At 38.1% G+C, this 20,239-nt stretch carries 12 protein-coding genes and 1 pseudogene; 3 read left to right on the top strand and 10 right to left on the bottom strand.

Annotated elements, in window-relative coordinates; genetic code table 11:
- The first annotated feature begins 232 nt into the window (after positions 1 to 232).
- Both UP17_RS13230 and UP17_RS13235 read left to right on the top strand, forming a co-directional pair.
- Complete coding sequence (locus UP17_RS13230) at positions 233 to 1,114, top strand: tetratricopeptide repeat protein (RefSeq protein WP_061463427.1); 882 nt, start codon at positions 233 to 235, stop codon at positions 1,112 to 1,114.
- Positions 1,115 to 1,446: 332 nt separating this feature from the next.
- Positions 1,447 to 2,046 (top strand): exonuclease domain-containing protein, encoded by a 600-nt coding sequence (locus UP17_RS13235; protein ID WP_250211668.1) that lies wholly within the window; start codon positions 1,447 to 1,449, stop codon positions 2,044 to 2,046.
- A 197-nt stretch (positions 2,047 to 2,243) separates the two neighbouring features.
- On the opposite strand, the gene UP17_RS13240 is transcribed toward UP17_RS13235, so the two are convergent.
- The 9 genes and pseudogenes from UP17_RS13240 to UP17_RS13280 all read right to left on the bottom strand — a co-directional run bounded on the left by UP17_RS13240 (position 2,244) and on the right by UP17_RS13280 (position 16,724).
- On the bottom strand, positions 2,244 to 4,637 hold the full coding sequence (locus UP17_RS13240; protein ID WP_061463429.1) for a YhgE/Pip domain-containing protein: 2,394 nt from the start codon (positions 4,635 to 4,637) through the stop codon (positions 2,244 to 2,246).
- A gap of 422 nt (positions 4,638 to 5,059) precedes the next feature.
- Positions 5,060 to 6,058, bottom strand: coding sequence for an NAD(P)H-dependent flavin oxidoreductase (locus UP17_RS13245; RefSeq protein ID WP_061463430.1), 999 nt, complete (start codon positions 6,056 to 6,058; stop codon positions 5,060 to 5,062).
- A 204-nt stretch (positions 6,059 to 6,262) separates the two neighbouring features.
- Complete coding sequence (locus tag UP17_RS13250) at positions 6,263 to 7,012, bottom strand: Cof-type HAD-IIB family hydrolase (protein WP_061463431.1); 750 nt, start codon at positions 7,010 to 7,012, stop codon at positions 6,263 to 6,265.
- 268 nt (positions 7,013 to 7,280) lie between these two features.
- The gene (locus tag UP17_RS13255; RefSeq protein ID WP_061466096.1) at positions 7,281 to 8,282 is read right to left on the bottom strand and encodes a cation diffusion facilitator family transporter; all 1,002 of its coding nucleotides are present in this window, start codon (positions 8,280 to 8,282) and stop codon (positions 7,281 to 7,283) included.
- Between the two features lie 261 nt (positions 8,283 to 8,543).
- Positions 8,544 to 9,302 (bottom strand): hypothetical protein, encoded by a 759-nt coding sequence (locus tag UP17_RS13260; protein WP_155727324.1) that lies wholly within the window; start codon positions 9,300 to 9,302, stop codon positions 8,544 to 8,546.
- Positions 9,303 to 9,624: 322 nt separating this feature from the next.
- Positions 9,625 to 10,986 (bottom strand): annotated as a pseudogene (locus tag UP17_RS13265) (IS1182 family transposase).
- A gap of 364 nt (positions 10,987 to 11,350) precedes the next feature.
- Positions 11,351 to 12,772 (bottom strand): APC family permease, encoded by a 1,422-nt coding sequence (locus tag UP17_RS13270; RefSeq protein WP_081109004.1) that lies wholly within the window; start codon positions 12,770 to 12,772, stop codon positions 11,351 to 11,353.
- Between the two features lie 770 nt (positions 12,773 to 13,542).
- A complete protein-coding gene (locus tag UP17_RS13275) occupies positions 13,543 to 14,670 on the bottom strand; it encodes a histidine kinase N-terminal domain-containing protein (RefSeq protein ID WP_061463434.1) in 1,128 nt (375 codons plus the stop codon).
- Positions 14,671 to 14,897: 227 nt separating this feature from the next.
- Positions 14,898 to 16,724, bottom strand: coding sequence for a sigma-54-dependent Fis family transcriptional regulator (locus UP17_RS13280; protein ID WP_061463435.1), 1,827 nt, complete (start codon positions 16,722 to 16,724; stop codon positions 14,898 to 14,900).
- 505 nt (positions 16,725 to 17,229) lie between these two features.
- Here UP17_RS13280 and UP17_RS13285 point away from each other — a divergent pair.
- Positions 17,230 to 18,711 carry an aldehyde dehydrogenase family protein gene (locus tag UP17_RS13285; protein ID WP_061463436.1) on the top strand — a complete coding sequence of 494 codons (1,482 nt, stop codon included), beginning with the start codon at positions 17,230 to 17,232 and terminating at the stop codon, positions 18,709 to 18,711.
- A 261-nt stretch (positions 18,712 to 18,972) separates the two neighbouring features.
- Here UP17_RS13285 and UP17_RS13290 read toward each other — a convergent pair whose 3' ends face one another.
- Entirely contained in the window at positions 18,973 to 19,677 is a 705-nt protein-coding gene (locus UP17_RS13290) for a TerC family protein (RefSeq protein ID WP_061463437.1), read from the bottom strand.
- Between the last annotated feature and the right edge of the window lie 562 nt (positions 19,678 to 20,239).

Here is a 20,239-nt window from a genome sequence, read left to right on the forward strand (position 1 = left end):
ATATTAACTCTCTGCAATAAGATAGAGTGACCTTTCTCACTTAAATCGAAAAGATGTCATGCAGTTTGATAGCTTCAATAAAAAAACCGAACGTCATTATTTTTTTGTTGGGCGGATATACAGGAAAAATACTTAAAGTAGTTATATCATACTATTTTTCAATTATTTTACTGATAAAAATAAAATTATGTTAAAATAGAATTCTAGACATAGGTATAAAGGGGCAATTGCAATGAAAATAGAGGTTGGCTCTGTTATCAACGAATTAAGAATCAAACAAAATCTTACAAGAGAAGAACTGGCAAAGGATATATGTGAACCTAATACCCTGTTAGATTATGAAAGGAGCATCACTTCTCCAACAATTGATGAATTGGCACTTTTTGCGGATAAACTTAAAGTTGACCTTCCGTATTTCTTCACTACCAAAAATGAACCAATATATAATTACATAGAAACCATTAAACTTTTGATAAACAAATATAAACGTACACGTAATTTTGAAGCAATCTATGAAATAGTCCAAAAAGAAATGGCAACGGCACCGGAAAAATCGATATCTTTTTATCAATTCTTGAAATGGCATGAAGGTATATCTTTTTTTTATTTGTACAATGACAAACAAAAGGCTATAGACTTATTGAATGAGGCCATTCAGATTACAATGGGTAAACGTGTCATTTTTCATCAACAGGAGATAGAAGTTTTAAATAGTATTGGAATTATCCATTTTAAAACAAAAAATTATGAAGAGGCCATCACCATCTTCAATGAAGCACTGGAATTCATCGAGAATATTCCCCATGTGAATCAAGAAGGTACAATTGTCGTAAAGATCATTCATGGATTAGCACTGACTTTGTCTGAACTTCATTACTATCAAGAATCGCTAAATTATACCCTTAAAGGGATCAACATTTGCAATTCGACAGAATCATTATATTTATATGCAGAACTCCATCTTTTAACTGGTAAGAATCTGATTCATCTTCAGCAACCTGACGAAGGACTGCAATATATAAATAAATCCAAGAGCATTTTAAGACTTCAAAAAAACGAAGAGACTATACAAATCGTCGACCATGAATTGGAAATCATTTTACAATGCTTGTGAACTTCAACTAATAAAAAGATAGAGATTGCTGTGAATCTCTATCTTTTATAAAATAGTTCGATTCGAAGGGAAATCTCTTTAAACTATGTTATACAACCTCATCTTTACCAAAACATATATGGTTTAATGTTATCCTCGTCCTAACCAGCATGTACCATTCACTTCATTCTGAAATCCCTTCACTTACCAAGTGATTTTTGAGAATGCCTAATTGTTTTTAGGTCATTCTGAAAGGGCCATTCAAAATGACCTAAAAACAATGCATCACACTTCCAATCGCTATCCTATGTCAGCTATAATAGATGAATGTAACCCAACTGGAGGAAAAAAAATTGTCTAATAGAATAGGTTTAGTGCTAGACGTAGAAACAACTGGTTTACGTCCCTCTTCTGATGAAATTATCGAGCTTGCCCTTATACTGTTTACCTATAACAGCGAAACCGGGGAAATTATTAATCTTATTGATCAAGAATCATTTTTAAGGGAGCCTCTCTCCTATCAAGCAAGAATGAATTATGATCAAGCATACAGGATTCATGGAATTCCATATTGCACCGTGGAAGGAAAAAGTTTTCACGATGAAAAAATTAAATCCTTCATTGCCCGCACTGATTCGATTTTCGCACATAATGCTTCTTTCGATAGAAGTTTTCTCTACCAAATGTATCCGGAAATCAATGATCAAAAGTGGTTCTGTACGATGCGGAATGTTCCTTGGAAGCAATATGGGTTTGAGAATAGTAAACTCTTAACATTATTGCAGGCACATAATATTACCAATTTCCAAACACACAGGGCTTTAGACGATATTTCTTACCTAATGGAACTTATGAGGAAACCGGGTCCTTCAGGTCTTCCTTATTTAAAAGATGTCATTGCTAAAAATCCGATGAAGAAATATGCACCTGCTTCTCAAAAGACAAGGGTATAGCTGTTAACAACATATACAAGTGATTAACATGGTTTTGTCACTTTAAACGTTTTTTACATATTTCCCTTTCCATGGGAGCAGCAGTATATTTACGGGTGTGATTAACGGGGGCTTTTTTACGCCTTTCTTGGAAGCGCTTGGCAAATAGGATATTAATGAAAAAACAGCGACCATCATGGGTCGCTGTTTTTTCATTGTTATACAGTTGCCTCTTTCTGTTTTTCATCTAATGCACCATTCAATTTTTTATACCGGTAAATAAAGTAAATGAGTGATAATATTAATGCTACAACAAGGAATATGGCCAATATGCTAAGATTATGCCACATGAAGCTATAATCTCCTGTTGAGATGACTGCCCGAAAAGCATTAATAGAATAAGTCATCGGTAAGAATGGTGTGAATCCTTGCAGGAAGCCAGGAACCAATTCATTTGGGAATGTTCCGCCACTGCTGGTCAGTTGAAGAATCAAAATTAATAATGCTATGAACCGGCCAGGATTATCAAAGGCTGAACCTAAGAACTGAATGATAGCCATGAATGTGCAGCTAGCAAGAATGCTTACTGCAAAAAATAGCGGCAGGCTCGTAACATTAATTCCAAGTCCTAAAATTAAAATAGAGTCAACCAATATGGCTTGACAGATTCCTATGACAGCCATGACGCTGTATTTACTAATAAACCAGCTAAATCCACTTGCAGGCTTAACAGCAGGATCTCTTAACGGGAAAATGATTGTCAGGACGATTGCCCCGATAAATAAACTCAATGAAATTAAATATGGTGCAAAACTAGTGCCATAGTTCGGTACATTATTAATTGGCAATTTATCCAGTTTAACTGGGCTTGCAAACATGTCATATACTTCTTCATTGGATTTTATGTTGCCAGCTTCGTTTGCCCCATCCTTCAATTCGTCATGTAATTCTTCAGATCCATCTGAAAGTTTAGCGATTCCATCTTGTAACTTAATAGCCCCATTAGCCAGTTCTCCCATACCACTAGTAAGGCTGGATGAACCTTCTTTCAACTTATCCGTTCCTGTAACAAGACCTTTCGAGCCTTCCGAAAGCTGTGAGGTTCCACTTGATAATTGCTTTGAGCCATCTTCAAGCTGATCGAGACCGCTTACCAAGTTATTGCTGCCTTTGGTTAACTGTCCAAGCCCACTCTGTGCTGATTCTATACTGGCGCCAAAAGTTGTCAATCCAGACACCAATTGACCTTGACCATTTTTCAGTTCATTCGCTCCATTGGCGAGTTTATCCTGAGCTTGCTTCAATTGAGTAAAACCACCGCTTAGCGCACTTGTGCCTTCACCTACCTGATTTGCGCCATCACTAAGACTGTTTGAGCCTTTTGCAATATCAGATGCACTGGCTGATAGTTTTCCCACTCCTTCAGAAACACCTTTACTACCTTCACTGATGCGGGATAAAGAAGCAACCACTCCATCCAAACGCGATTTCTCGGCTGGATCATCCGTAGCTTCTGATTGTTGTTTCAATCCGGAAATAACTTCTTCCAAACCTGCTGAGACTTCAGAAGCCCCCGCTTTCGCTTCGCTCGATGCTGCACTCCATTCAGATAATGCACCTGACAGCTGATCAGCACCTGCAGCTACGCCATTTGCCCCCTCTGTCAAAGCGGGCAGCTTTTCTTCTATTTGATTGAAGCCCTCTAGTGACTGTTGCAGTCCAGAAGCCAATTCACCGGTTCCCGCTTCAGATTTCTTGGCACCTTGCAAAAGCTCGGATTGTCCATCTTTCATTTGTCCAACACCTGAGCTAAACTGTTGTAACCCTTGATTGAGCTCTTTTGATCCTGCAGCTGCCGAACCGACCCCATTCGAAAAGGTCAATGATTTTTCAGCTAGTTTTTCCAGGTTTTCATGGATTTCGACGGAACCTGAATGAACGGAATCAATCCCTTCATCCACTTTTTTGGAACCTTCTTTAGCTGAGTTAATCCCATCACCAAGTTCGCTTGTTCCGTTCTTCACTGTATCTGTTCCATCTTTCAATTCTCCAGCTCCATCACTGGCACTTTTGAGTCCGTCAGCCACTTCGTTCAAATTGTCAAACATTGACTCCGCATAGGTTTTCGTTACCGCAGACGAAACTTCCCCTTTGATCCTCTCTGAAGCTGCGTCACCTATTTTAGTAGATATATAGTTGAACCCTTCATTAGACGTGTAAATTAAATCCAGTTTTTGCGGATTGTCCTCCTGTAAGGTCGTTGCATTTTTCGAAAAGTTTTTCGGGATTTCTATTTTCATGTAATAATCTTGATTTTCCAGACCTTCATTGGCTTCTTTTTGACTGACGAAATGCCAATCGAAATCCTTTTTCTCCTTTAACTCTTTGACTAAATCTTTTCCTATTGTTAGTTCCGAATCATTGAACTCGGCTCCCTCATCCATATTGACAATGGCAACAGGCAATTGGTCCACCTTTCCATATGGATCCCAAAATGCCCAAAGAAACGTACCGCTGTATAATAAGGGGACCATTATGATCCCTATTATAGAAATGAGTATCATAGGGTGTTTTAGTATGGCTAAAAATTCACCCTTAAAAGATTTTAACACGCCTAACAATTCCTCCTTTACGACGAATATGCCGTTTAATTTATCTATTTCAGTGATAAATGGATTGAAGAATACTTAATTAAATCATTTGCTTCTGCAATATATATTTAATGATTTTATCTTCACCATTAATATATATAACTTTCAAAACAACTAATGACTATTTTGTTCATTCGGTCATTATCACGAAAATAATATAACACTTATATATTCTTTTATCAATATTTTTTCACTGTCTTATATCCTTTTTACTATTTTTCTCTGTACATTTTATTTTCATGGTATTTTTTTTAAGAGAAGAGGCTTTTATCATCAGCTGAAAAAATAAGCCCTGTTAGCATGCAAAAAAGGGCATCCCTTATGGATACCCTTTTTTACGTGAAAATAAACTATATTTGCATAATTATTGAAGCGCTTTCATATCATTTGGATATAATGCCTTTTAATTTTTCCGCCTGCCCGGTCAATGTCTCTAAAGATTCATGATACTCTCTTTCTAATTGTTTGATGATGCCGGCAGCGGTATCTATTTTTTTTATTGCCCCTACACCATGACCTGCCGACCAAATATCCCGCCACGCTTTAGACTCAGATGACTTGGACATGCTGTCAAAATCGACCTTATCTTTTTTTGCTAATTGATCTGGGTCCATGCCTTCCTTTCTTATGCTCGGTTTCAGCATATTACAATTAACGCCGGAAAATGCATCAGTCAAGATGATGTCATCATGATCAGAATCGACAAGCATTTCACGATATTCATCATTTGCCCTGCTCTCTTTTGCCACGATAAAACGTGTACCCATATAAGCAAGATCTGCTCCCGCAGCCTGAGCTGCCAAGATACTGTGACCAGTACTAATCGACCCGGCAAGCAAAATGATTCCGTCCCAGAATGTCCTTACGCTGTCAACGAAAGCAAAACTATTTATCTCACCCGCATGACCACCGGCTCCAGAAGCAACTAAGATCAATCCGTCCACACCTGACTCAGCTGCTTTTTTTGCAAATTCCACACTGCTTACATCTGAAAAGACCAAACCACCATAACTATGTACGACATCCACTACGTGTTTTGGTGAACCTAATGATGTAATGATGACGGGAGGCTGATGCTTTTTGACCAGTTCCAGCTCTTCTTCAAGACGGCTATATGTACGGTGGACAACCATATTCATTGCCCATGGAGCAATCTTGCTGTCTGGTTTTTTAACCCTTGCAGCAATCAGTGTGTCGTTTATGTCACCCATCCATTGATCCAGTATCTCTATCGGCCGCGCATTTGGCGCTGGAAATGAGCCAATCACCCCATTTAAACAGCATTCTTTCACTAACTCAGGACCAGATATTAAAAACATGGGTGCTGAGATAACTGGTAAAGATAATTGATTCCACCAATGTTCAGGCAAACTTCTTCTCATCTATGAAACCTCCCATTTTTAATACATTACCAAAATATAACACTACTAGATTATCTTACTTCTAAAATACACAATTTTCAAGAAATTAATTCAGAGCTAATTTTCATATCGTTCAGGCCATTTCAATAAAAAACACCCCGTAAATGTTAGTTTGGTGTCTAACATTTACGGGGCAGTTCAAAAACGTCCCATATACAGTTTCGATTAGTTTGAAAGCACCCATTTACGAATGGCCTTGGCCACACCGTCTTCTTCATTTGTTGCTGTAACCCAATCTGCTTTTTCTTTCACAATTTCTTGGGCATTACCCATTGCAACTCCCACTTTTGCTTCAGAAATCATGGCAAGGTCATTAAGGCTGTCTCCTACCGCCATAACATTATTCATAGTAATATCGAGCAATGAACAAACAAGCTCTATAGCTTTGGCTTTATTGACGCCCATGGCATTCACTTCAATATTCGTTGGACTTGAATTGCTTATTTCAAAGTTTCCTTTTGATATCAGTTCATCCATGATAATTTGGCGGGTGGCTACATCATTAGTATCAAAACCGAATTTAAGCCATTGCGAATCATGGATTTTTTCAGGCATTTCAGCCCTGTAAATATTATCGCAACTTATTGCCCAAAAATGTGTACCATGTTTTTGGCTTAATTCCCACATCCATTGTATGGACTCACTATCAACGGTATTCCTTTCCACCAGTTTTCCTTGATTATCGTAAATTTCACTTCCGTTTACCGTTATGAGGTATGAGCGGAGTTCCATTGACTTTGCGAAATCACTGCATGTCGCATAGGATCTTCCTGTGCTCAATACAACAAAAACCCCTTGATTTTCAGCTTCTTTAATCGCTCTCCGGTTTTCTTCAGAAATCGCTCCTGCGATATTCAGAAGCGTGCCATCCATGTCAAGTGCAACTAATTTAATATCTGGTTTCTTCATTCTCATTCACCCTTTCTTAATCCTTCTTTATGTATCTAAGTCCATGATAGCTTATTTTGCTTACGTAAGGAAAGAACGTGAAGAATTGAACAGAGATTCCTTTGAAGGAAGGTTGTGATTTCTCCATTTTCAAATTGAGATATCAGACCTTGATGTTTTTGGATATGAAAAAGGTCACAAAAATTTTTGTGTCCTTTTTCATCAGGTTCCACTGATACTAATCAATCATATATATCCTAATCCGACACTTTATATTTTACCAGTCAATCACCTGCTACTCCTTTTCCTTTTCCTTTTCCATTTCATTCAATTCCTTTTCAATCTGACCTTCCCATTTTGAGACACCATCATTTTCATCAAATTCTATAATGACATCCGTTACTCCTCTTTCCTTGAATATCTCATCAAACAGCCGGTCTTTAATGTCATCAGCCTGGGCAATTGACATATTGGGATCAAGTTCCACTTCAAGTTCTACATGAAAGTCTTCCCCTTCTTTTAATACTGCGAGTTTCTGTATATCTCTTACATCTGGGTCATCCATTACCAAAGTTCCAATCTTTTGACGCATTTCTATATCCGCTTCCCCAAGAGCACCCGCAGCATTGTCAAGGAACACCCTTCCAACTACATAGAACATACCGAGACCAATCATGACAGAAGCGACACCTTCCGCTTGAATGAAGGGCGTGAAGTTTGCCAATAAAATGGCAATTATCGCAAGCACCCCACCCCCAGTTGCCACCATATCTTCCATGAATACTAATTTCGTAGCTGGTTTTGCCCGTTTTAAACCATTAAAACTCTTAAAGATGACGGCTGCTCCTTTTGCTTCAATTCCAGTCTCATGCAACACTTCTTTCATAGCTTTAAATAAAACATATGATTCCAACACAACCGCTAAGGAAAGGATGGACAGATTAATAATGATTCCAGTTGATTCTACAGGGTGAAATATGTGATGAAACCCTTCTTTAATCGTTTCATAAGACATGATCCCGACAACCAATACCGCACCTAATAATACGAGGTTTACTAAACGCCCAAAGCCATCGGGGAATCTATCAGTTGGTGACTTTTTACTTAGTGCTGAACCAATGAAGACGAAAAACTGATTCGCAGCATCACCCAAAGTATGTAATGTTTCAGCAAACATAGCGACATTCCCTGTCATGAAATAAGCAATCCCCTTAAGTACAGCGATGATACTATTCACACAGGCAGCAATGAACGCCGATTTATTACCCTGTTTTAATAACTGAAATAACTCTTTCAAATAAATGCCCCCCATCTTTTCAATCATCTTAATGTATTATCCCCAACACTGGAATATATGAAACCACAAAAGGGAAAAACCCCGAACGATACGAATGGAGAATGATCTGGCATTACTTTGGTGTTTACATGTTGTACCTACCACACACGAATATATTCCAGATCACAAAAACCTATTTGAAACTGATAATGCAATGAGATATGCATACAAAAAAGGGAGTCAGCAGCGGCTTACTCCCTTTTTTGTATAACTTCATGCATTTTAAGCGTCCATCCCCTTTTTCACTAACTTGGATGGATTATTTACTTTATATCGTATTTCTTTATTGTATTTTTTATCGACCACTTTTCCATCAAATTCGATTTCGTCCCCTTCTTCGAGCTCAGCTTTTTTTAATGTCTTGCTATATCCACACCATGCATCACCGATTGTAAGTTCGGGTTCCGTTGTCACTTTGACATTCTCCAAGAGTATGACTTCATCTTCTTCACCAGTGAAATGGTTCATTTTCGCCGTGAACTCCTTGACGGTTGCGGTGAAATGAACTTTTTCTCCAGGTAACTCCAATTTAGGTTTTGCTGTCGTCCTTTTACTTTTGGTTTTTGCCTTTTTTGGTTCTTCACTTAGCTGATCGGAAGTTTCCGTTATTGGAGCATCTATTACCTGTTCCTTTTCACTTGGTACTGCGGATGTCTCGGAAACCGGTCCACTCAACAACTCTTTTCCGAAACTGGAACTTTGCATTTCCTTTAAATAGGAAGGGTGAATGCAACTAAGCTTACCATTTTCAAATTCAACGACTACCGTGTCAAGACCGTTGCCATATTGTTCATACCCTGCTAATTTGACTTTTCCTTGAAAGCTACCGCTTTTATATAATAGTTCCCTTTTTACCGAACGGGCAGTGAATAATTTCCATTCCAATCCTTTAGCGATATAGTCCGTATCATCTAAAAAAGGGATATACTCTCCTTTTGGTGCGATATAATGAATCAAATCTTCAGCTGGAGTTTCAGCCACAGTAACCACTCCTAATCTTTTCTATAGATTATATTCTAGCAAAGGATTTCAAAGTTGCAAATGAATGAGTATCATAATCACCGTCTGCACTAAAAATCAGCCAGACATGAAGTGATAGAAAACCATTTATATCCAAATTCCCAACAAGTTTTTCTTCGGTATAATTACCATCCTTTTGGACGCAAAAAAGGCTGCTCACTAAGAGCAGCCCCAGTTTGTAGACAAAAGGGGTTCGGAATTAAAAAATTCCGAACCCCTTTTTGAGATTCCCTTTGAATTTTTGCCTGAAGTTAGGAGATTGGGGCTCTACGAGCCCACTATGTTAGGCCATTTTTGGACCTCCCCATGTCCAATTGGCCATCTTCTTTAAATTAATGGCAGCGAAAGTAAGCATCGCCTGCATCGACAATTTTTTAAGTCCCCTTAAAGTTGTCCAACGCATACCATGCTTTTATTTTGCATCTGCGAATACACGCTCAATCGTTTCTTTACGTTTCGCATATATAGTTTTTACATCTTGATGATGACGCAGATGATCGGCTTCTTCCACATGTGTTTGCCAAATATGCCGTGTCACCACTTTTTGATGGTCTTTGCTTTCTGTACACTGAGATAAAAATGAGCATGTCGCACAAGTGTGTTTGGGTGATTTATACTCGCGATAGCCCTCTTTATTGGTTGTTGAGTACTTTAATAGCTCTCCCGAAGGACAAAGGTAACAATCAAAATGTTCATCGTATACATAGTCCTGTTTGCGGAAAAATCCTTCTTTGGTGCGAGGACGTGTATAAGGTAAAGCCGGTATGATTTTTTTGTTAAATAGGTAGCTTGTAATCGCTAGTGTTTTATAAGCTGCATCTGCGGCAACGGCTTCCGGTTTTCCAATTTTCTCAATCACTTGTTCAACTAGTGGCTCTAAGATCTGACTGTCATGTATATTTCCAGGTGTTACAATCGTTCCAATACAAAACCGTTGCGGTCTGCGGCCGCGTGGAATGAATAGGCAAACTGTTTTGTTCGTTCATCTTTCACATAGTAGCCACTCTCAGAATCCGTTGTACTTTCTTTAATCTCTTTGGTCTCTTCTTTATCAAATTTATCTGATGGAAAAGGCTTCTTTCCATGGTTTTCACGATCTTGATTGATTTCTTCTTGAAGACGCCCTTGATACGCTCGTGTTTCTTTACGAACGATTTTCTTTTCAAATGTCCGTTTATTCGCACTGGCTTTCACATGTGTGGAATCCACGAAAACGTGTTCAGCACTTATTAACTTTTTATTAGCAGCTGTCATTAAAATGCGATAGAAAATCTGTTCAAACAGGTCTGTATCTTTAAAGCGTCGCTCATAATTTTTCCCAAACGTGGAGTAGGAGGTACTTTATCATGGAAACCATAGCCTAAGAACCAACGGTAAGCCATATTAGTTTCAACTTCTTCAATCGTTTTACGCATGGAACGAATACCGAAGGTATATTGAATGAATGTCAGTTTAACTAAAATAACTGGATCAATACTTGGGCGTCCTACCTCTGAATACATATCTTTCACCAAGTCATAAAATAAATGAAAGTGAAGTCAATGGCAGCCTCTAGTTTACGAACCAAATGGTTCGGTGGCACCAGTTGATCTAACGTAATCATTTCAAGTTGATCTCGCTGAATAGAGTCATGTTTCGAAAGCATCCTCATCACCTCAAGTTTTAATACTTCTATTTTAAAACAAAAGCGACTCAGGGCAAAAGTGTTTATCTAAAAGATAAGACAAAGTTGATTGGAACGGAAGGTACGAGACTCCTGCGGGAAAAGCGCGTCTAGGGGAGACCCCGCAGGCGAAAGCCGAGGAGGCTCCCCGACCGCCCGCGGAAAGCGAGTGCCTGGAGTGGAAATCAACGGCCAAATTGTACAACTCATAAAAAATAGACAAACTCGATTTTCCTCGAGTTTGTCTACAGTCTGAGGCTGCTCACTAAGAGCAGCCCTTTAATAAGAATAATCAATCTTTATGGCATATGGTTCGCCAAAAGTGGCTCAGATCAATTCTTTCCTTTCACCCTTCTTTTACCTCATCCATTGGCAAATGGACTGCGTTGTACTTCATTTCTCCAGAACTGTAATTTTTTCTCATTTTAAACATGAGGAGAAAACCAATTGCCCACCAGCCTGCAAAAATCAGCCATTCATAAGGCCAAATTAAAGCCGCTGGCATACCTGGTAAGTATAAGGCAATAAATCCTATGCTAAGAATCAACGCGATCCAGCCCACAATATTTGATTTTCCAGCACGGAAAGGTCTTACCATCTCAGGAGCATTTTTTCTCAATTGAACAAATGCGATAGCTACGAATAAATATGCCAATACAATAGCCAGCCCGCCAGCATCCACCAACCAAACTAACATAGGTCTCCCTAATAATGGACTAATCATGGATAAAGCACCTATAAATAAAACAGCATTTGTAGGCGTATTTGTTTTCGGATGTAATTTACCAAACCAAGCTGGAATCATCTTTTTTTCCGCCATTGAATAGAGAACTCGGCTGCCGCCAATGATAAATGCATTCCAGCTCGTCAAAATACCTGCAACACCACCTATAATCAAGATGGTTGCAAAAATGCTCGATCCATAGACTTTGGCCATTGCATCTGCCGTTGGTAATACGGAAATTGCTAATATACTTTTATCTAAAGATACTCCTACCGCGTATATAATGGCAATATACCAGATAACGGCAAGACTTACTGAAAATATAAGAATTTTCCCAATTAATTTCGGCTCAACATTCATTTCTTCAGCTGTTTGAGGTATTACATCAAAACCCACAAACATGAATGGAGTCATGATCAGTACAGTTATGATTCCTACTGTGCCATCCAAAAATAGTGGTTTCGCATCTCCCAAATCACTAGTGAATCCAGCTCCAAAGATTAACATTAAACCAATGAGACCTATTACGATGGTTAAAACCATTTGGAGAATGGCTGCCGATTTCACACCAAAATAATTAATCAGTGTAACTAATATGGAACCTATTACCCCAACAAGCACCCATGTTAAATACACATCATATCCAGTAATAGAATACATGAGTCCTACCTTATAATTTGGAAATACATATTCAATGACAGTTGGCAAAGCAACCGCTTCAAAAGCAACCACAGATATATAACCTAATGCGAGGGCCCATGATGCTACAAATGCAGCTTTAGGACCGACGCCCCTTAATACATAAGATAGGGCACCTCCAGCAGCAGGCATGGCTGAAGCTAATTCTGCATAGGTCAGACCTACAAAAGTGACCAATACTCCACCTAATAAAAATGCTATCATCGCTCCAAGTGTACCTGCTGATTCAATCCAAGTACCTGATAATACTACCCAACCCCAACCAATCATGGCCCCGAATGCCAAAAATAATATATCTACCTTAGAAAGAACTTTATTTAGACTTTTAGTTTCTTTAATGGTGATCCATCCCTTTCTTGAAAGACTGCAGAACAAAACAAAAACTTGTGAATCTTTATCAAAGAAGAAATTAAAAAAACATTTGGTTGATATGTATAGAACTTATGGACATTTTGCATGAAAATTGCTGACTTTAAAGAATAATTGGTTATGTATCTGATTCCACCAAATTCATCTATACCTGACTATCTTTCTCAATAAACATCCCCTCTTACTAAAAATTTGTAATAATATAATTATAGTAGCAATATCCATGCCAAAAAAAGTTTATTAGTTTATAAGGATTTGGGATTGTTCATATCCATAGATTCGATTCATTACTGAATCGAAAAGAAAAAAAACGAATCATTTATTAATTATTCTTACTTTTTAATTCACAAACGAATCACATCTTTTTCCTAAAAAAATTAAAAATTTCTAATAATTAATGATATCTAGAAAAAAAGAAGCCTACACTCAAAGTTTAGAGAATGTAGGCATTTTCCACTTAATTTATAATGATATTTTCATAATTGATGATTACAGCTCTTTTTCGTATTTAACGATATAATTATAGATTATGTATTAAATAATAATAGAAATAGAAGAACCTTATTATTAAAAGTAATTAGATAAGGGCATTTGTGTTTCGAATTAAGTATCATATAAGTATTTTCCAGTACTCATCCGGAACGTGTAAACGTTCGGTCGTTACACCAATCACAAGTTCAAAAAAACTTATTGCAGCAGTAAATGTATATATGAAAAAAATAAAAACATAATCAAACACCATTGAATTATGACAAATCTGGGAAATGGATGCTGAATGTGGTTAAATTTTCATTAGAGACACAATTCATATACCCATCATTCCTTTCAATGATCTTTTTACATACATATAATCCAATTCCCGTTCCTAACTCTTTTGTTGTGACAAAGGGCTCAAAAATTGATTCGATCAATTCACTGGCAATGGCCGGTCCATTATTAGAAATTCGAATTATTTTCTCATTCGCCTCAATTAAAGAGTCTATCTTCAAAATTCTAGGGTGTTCCTTATCCTTTAATGCATCAATGGAATTTATAAAAAGATTCAAGAACACTTGTTTCAACCCATCCTTGTTCGCTGTCATGACTAAGTTTGGATAAATATCTAATTCCACATTTACGCTGGCATCCACAATATTCGCGTATGTCAGTTCTTGTATTTCTTCAATTAACTTTAACACGGAAATTTCTTCTCGTTGTTCCTCATTAAAATCAGATTTAGAGGTGTGCAGGAATTGGGTTATCCTGAAATTCAACTGATTTAATTCATAATCAATGATATCCAAATACTTTAAGCCTGGATTCTCCCTCTTCAATAATTTATTGAAGCCCATGATAGCTGTAAGCGGGTTTCGGAACTCATGTACAAAGCTTGATGATATCTGTCCAAGTACCGCTAATTTATCTTTATGATTTTCACTGATATAAGACTTTTTTTCCTCAATCACTTCATTTGTAAGATTCGTATATCTCGTTACGGCATGATAGCTGAACGTATCAAAGTGCAAATTGATTTCATTAATGAATTTCTGCATATAATAAATGGGGATATTGGCACCAAAAACATTCCTGATTATGATATTTCTCCCTAAATTAATATTATATAGAAAGTCCCCGATGTTGATATTAGCTTCAAGGCGTTCTTTCGCAACCTGGTAAGCTAATTTTATCAACACATCTTCAAACAATGCCTCCTTAAACGTTTGGATGACCAGCGAGTACATGCCATATCCATTTTCTTTAATTCTTTCTTTGTAGGGGTCTATTTCATCGATTTTAATGGTCTTGTTCCATTCATTTAAAAACAAAGATTCATTTTCTTCCAGATATTGAATCAATACATTTTTATACTTCATATGTTCAAATGTCAATTCCATACTTTTGACCACCACATCCCCTTGCGGAATTTTAGATACTATATCAATAACATCATTCTATATGAGATTTTGATTTTCTGCACTTCATAAATTATTGTTTTTGAGGTTGAAATGTAGCTCATTTTGGTAGTGCTTGCTATAACAAAGAACCAACAAATCAGGCGGGAGCAGGAAATGGCAATAAAAGGGAACCACTTTATTCCCGCTTTTTATATCCTATGAAACTCTTACTTTTGATAGGAAATTCCGTACTTTCCCATTTTTCTATAAAGTGTATTTCGGCCGATGTCAAGTTGTTTTGCGGCGGTACTAATATTTCCATTTGTTCTTTCCAACGCTTTTCTAATAAGTTGGGTTTCATGTTCTTGAAAGTTTCTTGGTTCCCGATCGGCATCTGCCCTTTTTTCCAGTGTAGTTGAAACAGGGCAAAGTGCCCTGAGCGTGCCCCTTGTAATCGGACCATTATCAGCTAGGAATACAGCCTGGCCGAGCACGTTTTGTAATTCGCGGAAATTTCCTGGCCAAGAATATTCCAAAATGAATGATTTAGCATCGTCCGTTAGTTCGGTATATTCATTCTTATAAGGTATTTCAGCTAAAATGTATTCTGCTAACAGTAATAAATCTTTACGACTCCTTAAATTTGGAAGTTTTAATGATAATCCACACAGTCGGAAAAATAGATCGGCACGGAATTCTCCCGCTTCCATTTCTTTTTGTAAGTCTTTGTTGGTGGCGGCAATGATCCTTACATCGATTGGAATGGAAGCATGTCCACCGACACGCGTCACACATCGTTCCTGAAGCACGCGAAGCAGAGTCGCTTGAGCTGAAAGCGGCATGTCCCCGATTTCATCCAAAAACAGGGTTCCGCCATCAGCAGCTTCGAATTTCCCCTTATGTCCGCCGCTTTTTGCGCCAGTATAGGCACCCTTTTCATACCCGAATAACTCACTTTCCAATAAGTTTTCGGGTATTGCGCTGCAGTTGATCGCGATGAACGGTTTATCACTTCTTAAGCTAACCCCATGAATGGATTGAGCGAACAGCTCTTTTCCCGTTCCACTTTCTCCAGTAATTAGCAGGCTGATATCAAGCATTGCAGCTTTTTTAGCAATGGATATGGTTTGATTCATTTGTGGATCATTACTGATCATATCGGTAAATTGATATCGATTAGTTAAACCATCATTCAATTTTTGTTTTTTTAACCGTAGGATCACGGAGGATTGATGTTCTATGTTTTCACCAAGGGTTTGAACTGCGAATTCCTGGTCTTTTATTGAAATCCTTTTTCCTAAAACAAGTGGGTCTAATCCTGATATTATATTCGATATCGGTTTTTTCAATGTGCCAATAATATTTGACGCCGCAATATTGAGATTTGTAACTTTGCCCTCTTTATCAATGGTAATTAGAGGATCTGGGTATTGATCATATATAAAATAAAGGTTTTTCTCCCTTTTCTGAGTATGGGACAATTGGAGTGCCTGTTTGATACTATCAGCCACCCTCTGAACTAAACTAATGGAAAAAGGATGATAATTCTGTTGATGACTGCTTAAGTTCAAAACACCTAGTAGATGCCCATCAGGGTGATAAATGGGGGAAGCGGCACAAGTAAGGAAATGGTTATCCTGATGAAAGTGTTGATTGCCGTGAATCAATACAGGTTTTTTCTCTATTATGGCCGTTCCGATTGCATTTGTCCCTTTTGTTTCCTCTAGCCAATTGGCCCCTTTTCTGAGGGAAACATTATCTGCATGCCGTATGAAGGCTGGATCGCCAACTGTTTCGATGATATATCCTTCAGGAGCAGCAAGTAATAAAATCGACTCCAGGCCATTGATCGAACTATAGACTTCTTCTAAAAGGGGGGAAGAGTGGTACAAGAGTTCTGCGTATTGATCGTGATATTCAGCCAACTCAAATTCGCCAAGCATATCTTCCTTATCCATCATGCTTGGCTGAAGACCTTTTGAATGGCACCGCTTCCATGATTCTTGAATAAATGCCGGAATGGTTTCTTTACCTGCGTTAATATTAACAGACATTGAATAAGTCCTCCCATATGTAAAATTCAATAAACGGCAACGGTTATTTTGATTCAATTTTTCATTAAGGTCACAATAAGCTCTCTTCAGTTTCAGAGCATTAAAGGTTCATCCATATAATTTAATCATAACAGAAAATTCAGATATTAACCAAAATGAAAACTGAGTTATGCCAAATATTATACTTTTTTGCTCCATTTTGGAACACATAACTGTTCCATATTGGAACAGTTATATGCCTTCCTTCGCTCCACTTCAATTGATTTCATTGTTTTTTTGTTATTGGCATATGACTTGCATAATTACATGACAAGAAATTGAATCCTTTTTGATAGGGAGGGAAATAATTCCAAAAATAAGAGCCTTAGATTCCAATGACTAAAGAAATTCATGCATGCCACAGACCAGCCAAAGATAAATTGTAGACATAAACATTTTACTTAGAGAACGCCATGTCCGAACAGAGTTACATGATCGAACTTTACTTTGAAAAGGGGTATTATACATGGAACAAACTATTAAACTTAATCCGCGAGTGCAAGATTTCTTAAAAGGCACTAAAAAGCTTTTGATTAATGGAGAATTGGTGGAAGCTGCTTCAGGAAAAACCTTTAAGACCCTCGATCCTTCAAACGGCAAGGTTCTGGCCATTGTGAGTGAAGCAGGACCAGAAGATGTAGATAAAGCCGTCAAATCAGCCCGTAAGGCTTTCGACAACGGTCCTTGGAAAAAAATGAGTGCATCAGAACGCAGTCGCCTCATTTATAAATTAGCTGATCTTATGGAGGATCATAAAGAGGCGTTAGCACAATTAGATACCCTGGATAATGGTAAGCCAATTGGCGAAACCACAAATGCAGACGTCCCTCTTGCAATCGATCACTTCCGTTATTACGCTGGATGGACCACTAAAATAGTAGGTCAAACAATACCTGTTGCAGGGAATTACTTTAATTATACCCGTCATGAAGCAGTTGGAGTGGTAGGACAGATCATCCCTTGGAATTTCCCTCTACTTATGGCCGCATGGAAATTAGGTGCAGCCCTTGCAACCGGATGTACGATTGTTTTAAAACCAGCGGAGCAAACGCCGCTTTCAGCATTATATTTAGGGCAATTGGCGCTTGAAGCAGGTTTTCCTCCTGGCGTACTTAATGTGATACCTGGATTTGGTGAAACAGCAGGGTCACCGCTTGTTGACCATCCTGATGTCGATAAAATTGCGTTTACAGGTTCAACCTCAGTAGGGAAAATGATCATGCGCCAAGCATCCGGTACAGTGAAAAAAATCTCGTTGGAATTAGGCGGGAAATCACCTAATATCATATTACCGGATGCAGATATGAGTAAAGCCATTCCTGGTGCTTTAATGGGCATCATGTTTAATCAAGGACAAGTTTGCTGTGCCGGTTCCCGCCTGTATATTCAGAAGAAATCCTATGATAACGTAGTAGCTGACTTAGTGTCCCACGCAAAAAATATTAAACAAGGTGCCGGTCTTGATCCATCTACCCAGATAGGGCCTTTGGTATCCAATGAACAATTGGAAAGAGTGGGCAGTTATATCGAAAAAGGGAAGTCTGAAGGAGCTGAAGTGGTTACAGGGGGCAATTACGGACAAGGAGAGGGTTATTTTGTAGCACCTACAATATTTGCTGGTGTTGAAGATGAAATGACAATCGCTAAAGAAGAAATTTTCGGTCCTGTTGTGGCTGCCATGCCTTTTGACGATTTGGACGATGTGATAAACCGTGCAAATAACTCTGAATATGGATTGGCTGCTGGTTTATGGACACAAGATGTAAAAAAAGCCCATTATGTGGCCAATGAATTACAAGCAGGTACAGTATGGGTAAACTGCTATAACGCCTTTGATGCAGCATCTCCATTTGGTGGTTATAAACAAAGTGGAATCGGTCGGGAAATGGGCAGTTATGCATTGGATAATTATACGGAAGTTAAAAGTGTATGGATTAACTTAAACTAATAAATACGCACTATATCAAACAGGGATCGATTGGCCCAGATAGATATAGAGATCGGAATGTAGCTGGAATTTTTAAGATTAATCATATTCCTTTAATGGATTAAGACAAAAGAGCATATCATCGTTTCCTTAAATAGTTGCAAAAGGGTGTACCAAAATCAGGACTTTGGTACACCCTTTCCTTGTTTTGGTAACTTGTATCAATTCGGGCTTAGACAAAAAGAAGAGACCTTTCATTTGCGAAAGGTCTCTTGGTCCCCATTATCCATTACGTTCAATTTGCATTTTATCGCTGTTTGCTTTCTCTTTTTCTATCTTTTGCTGTCTTGAAGTTCCAGCAACCAGGATTCCAATCACGACAATTGCTTCAAATCCATATTTGATGAAGGGATTTACAAAGTAGTCGTGCATGAACGGTTCAGCTACAATCATTTTAGAAGCTGTCCAGCCTAGAATTCCCGCACCAATTATTATGATGAATGGGAAGCGTTCAATCAGTTTCAAGATCAAAGTGCTTCCATACATCACTACTGGAATGGATACAAGTAAACCGATTACCACTAAAGTGAAATTACCATGAGAAGCTCCTGCAACCGCTAGGACATTATCCAATCCCATCAAAGCATCTGCAATAATAATGGTTTTTATGGCAGCCCACATGGAGTCTGCAGGCTTCAAATCGTGTTCCTCTTCATCGATAAGGAGCTTATAAGCGATCCATACCAGAAGTAATCCCCCTATTAAATGCAGTCCAGGCACCTTTAAGATTACGACAACCAGCAGCGTTGCAATGATCCTTATCACGATTGCCCCGACCGCTCCCCATATTATCACCTTTTTTTGCTGATCTTTTGGAAGCTTTCTTGCAGCCAATCCAATAAGGATCGCATTATCACCAGCAAGAACCAAATCTATCATAATGATCGCTAAAAGTCCTGAAATAAATTCACCTGATAAAAAATCCAATACATTTTCCTCCTTTATACAAAAATAAAGAGACCTCTGCCATAAATGGCAAAGGTCTCGCTAAGCACTAAATGAATTAGGCCAATAAAGCCGGTGGAATTCCCACGTAATGACGACTTTATTTCAGGTTATCCCTGACGCTACTCCCCTTCACGGGAATAAAGAATATGTAATTCTTTTGATATCTTTCCATTAGGAAACTACCAAGAAAATTTATCACTAATCAATTATACCAAAAATACAAATAAAATAAAGTAAAAAATAACGGAATGTTAATGCACATTCATTTTGGAAAACATATGTTCATTTCACTTTTACTGATCTTTCAAGTGCAAACATTCACCGCTGACGGGCTATAATATAAGAGATTGGAAGGTTATTCATCAACTTTACTTTACCTAACCAACAACCGATAATTTCAGTCCATCATCCCTTCCAAATATCGACATAATTCGTTTCCTAGGTTCGTGATATCGCTCAAATCCTTCCCCCATAGATATTGATTACTTAAGGTGGCCTCTATCAATTGTCTAAGTGGGATTTCCCCCATCACATAGTGAAC

Source organism: Peribacillus simplex, from assembly GCF_001578185.1.
In the GTDB taxonomy this organism is placed as follows: domain Bacteria; phylum Bacillota; class Bacilli; order Bacillales; family DSM-1321; genus Peribacillus; species Peribacillus simplex_A.

What these genes read in the sequence shown, in the direction of transcription:
- UP17_RS13230 (WP_061463427.1), top strand. Translation starts at nt 233, where the DNA reads ATGAAAATAGAGGTTGGCTCTGTTATCAACGAATTAAGAATCAAACAA.
- UP17_RS13275 (WP_061463434.1), bottom strand. Translation starts at nt 14,670, where the DNA reads ATGGAATTGACATTTGAACATATGAAGTATAAAAATGTATTGATTCAA.
- UP17_RS13280 (WP_061463435.1), bottom strand. Translation starts at nt 16,724, where the DNA reads ATGTCTGTTAATATTAACGCAGGTAAAGAAACCATTCCGGCATTTATT.
- UP17_RS13250 (WP_061463431.1), bottom strand. Translation starts at nt 7,012, where the DNA reads ATGAGAATGAAGAAACCAGATATTAAATTAGTTGCACTTGACATGGAT.
- UP17_RS13245 (WP_061463430.1), bottom strand. Translation starts at nt 6,058, where the DNA reads ATGAGAAGAAGTTTGCCTGAACATTGGTGGAATCAATTATCTTTACCA.
- UP17_RS13285 (WP_061463436.1), top strand. Translation starts at nt 17,230, where the DNA reads ATGGAACAAACTATTAAACTTAATCCGCGAGTGCAAGATTTCTTAAAA.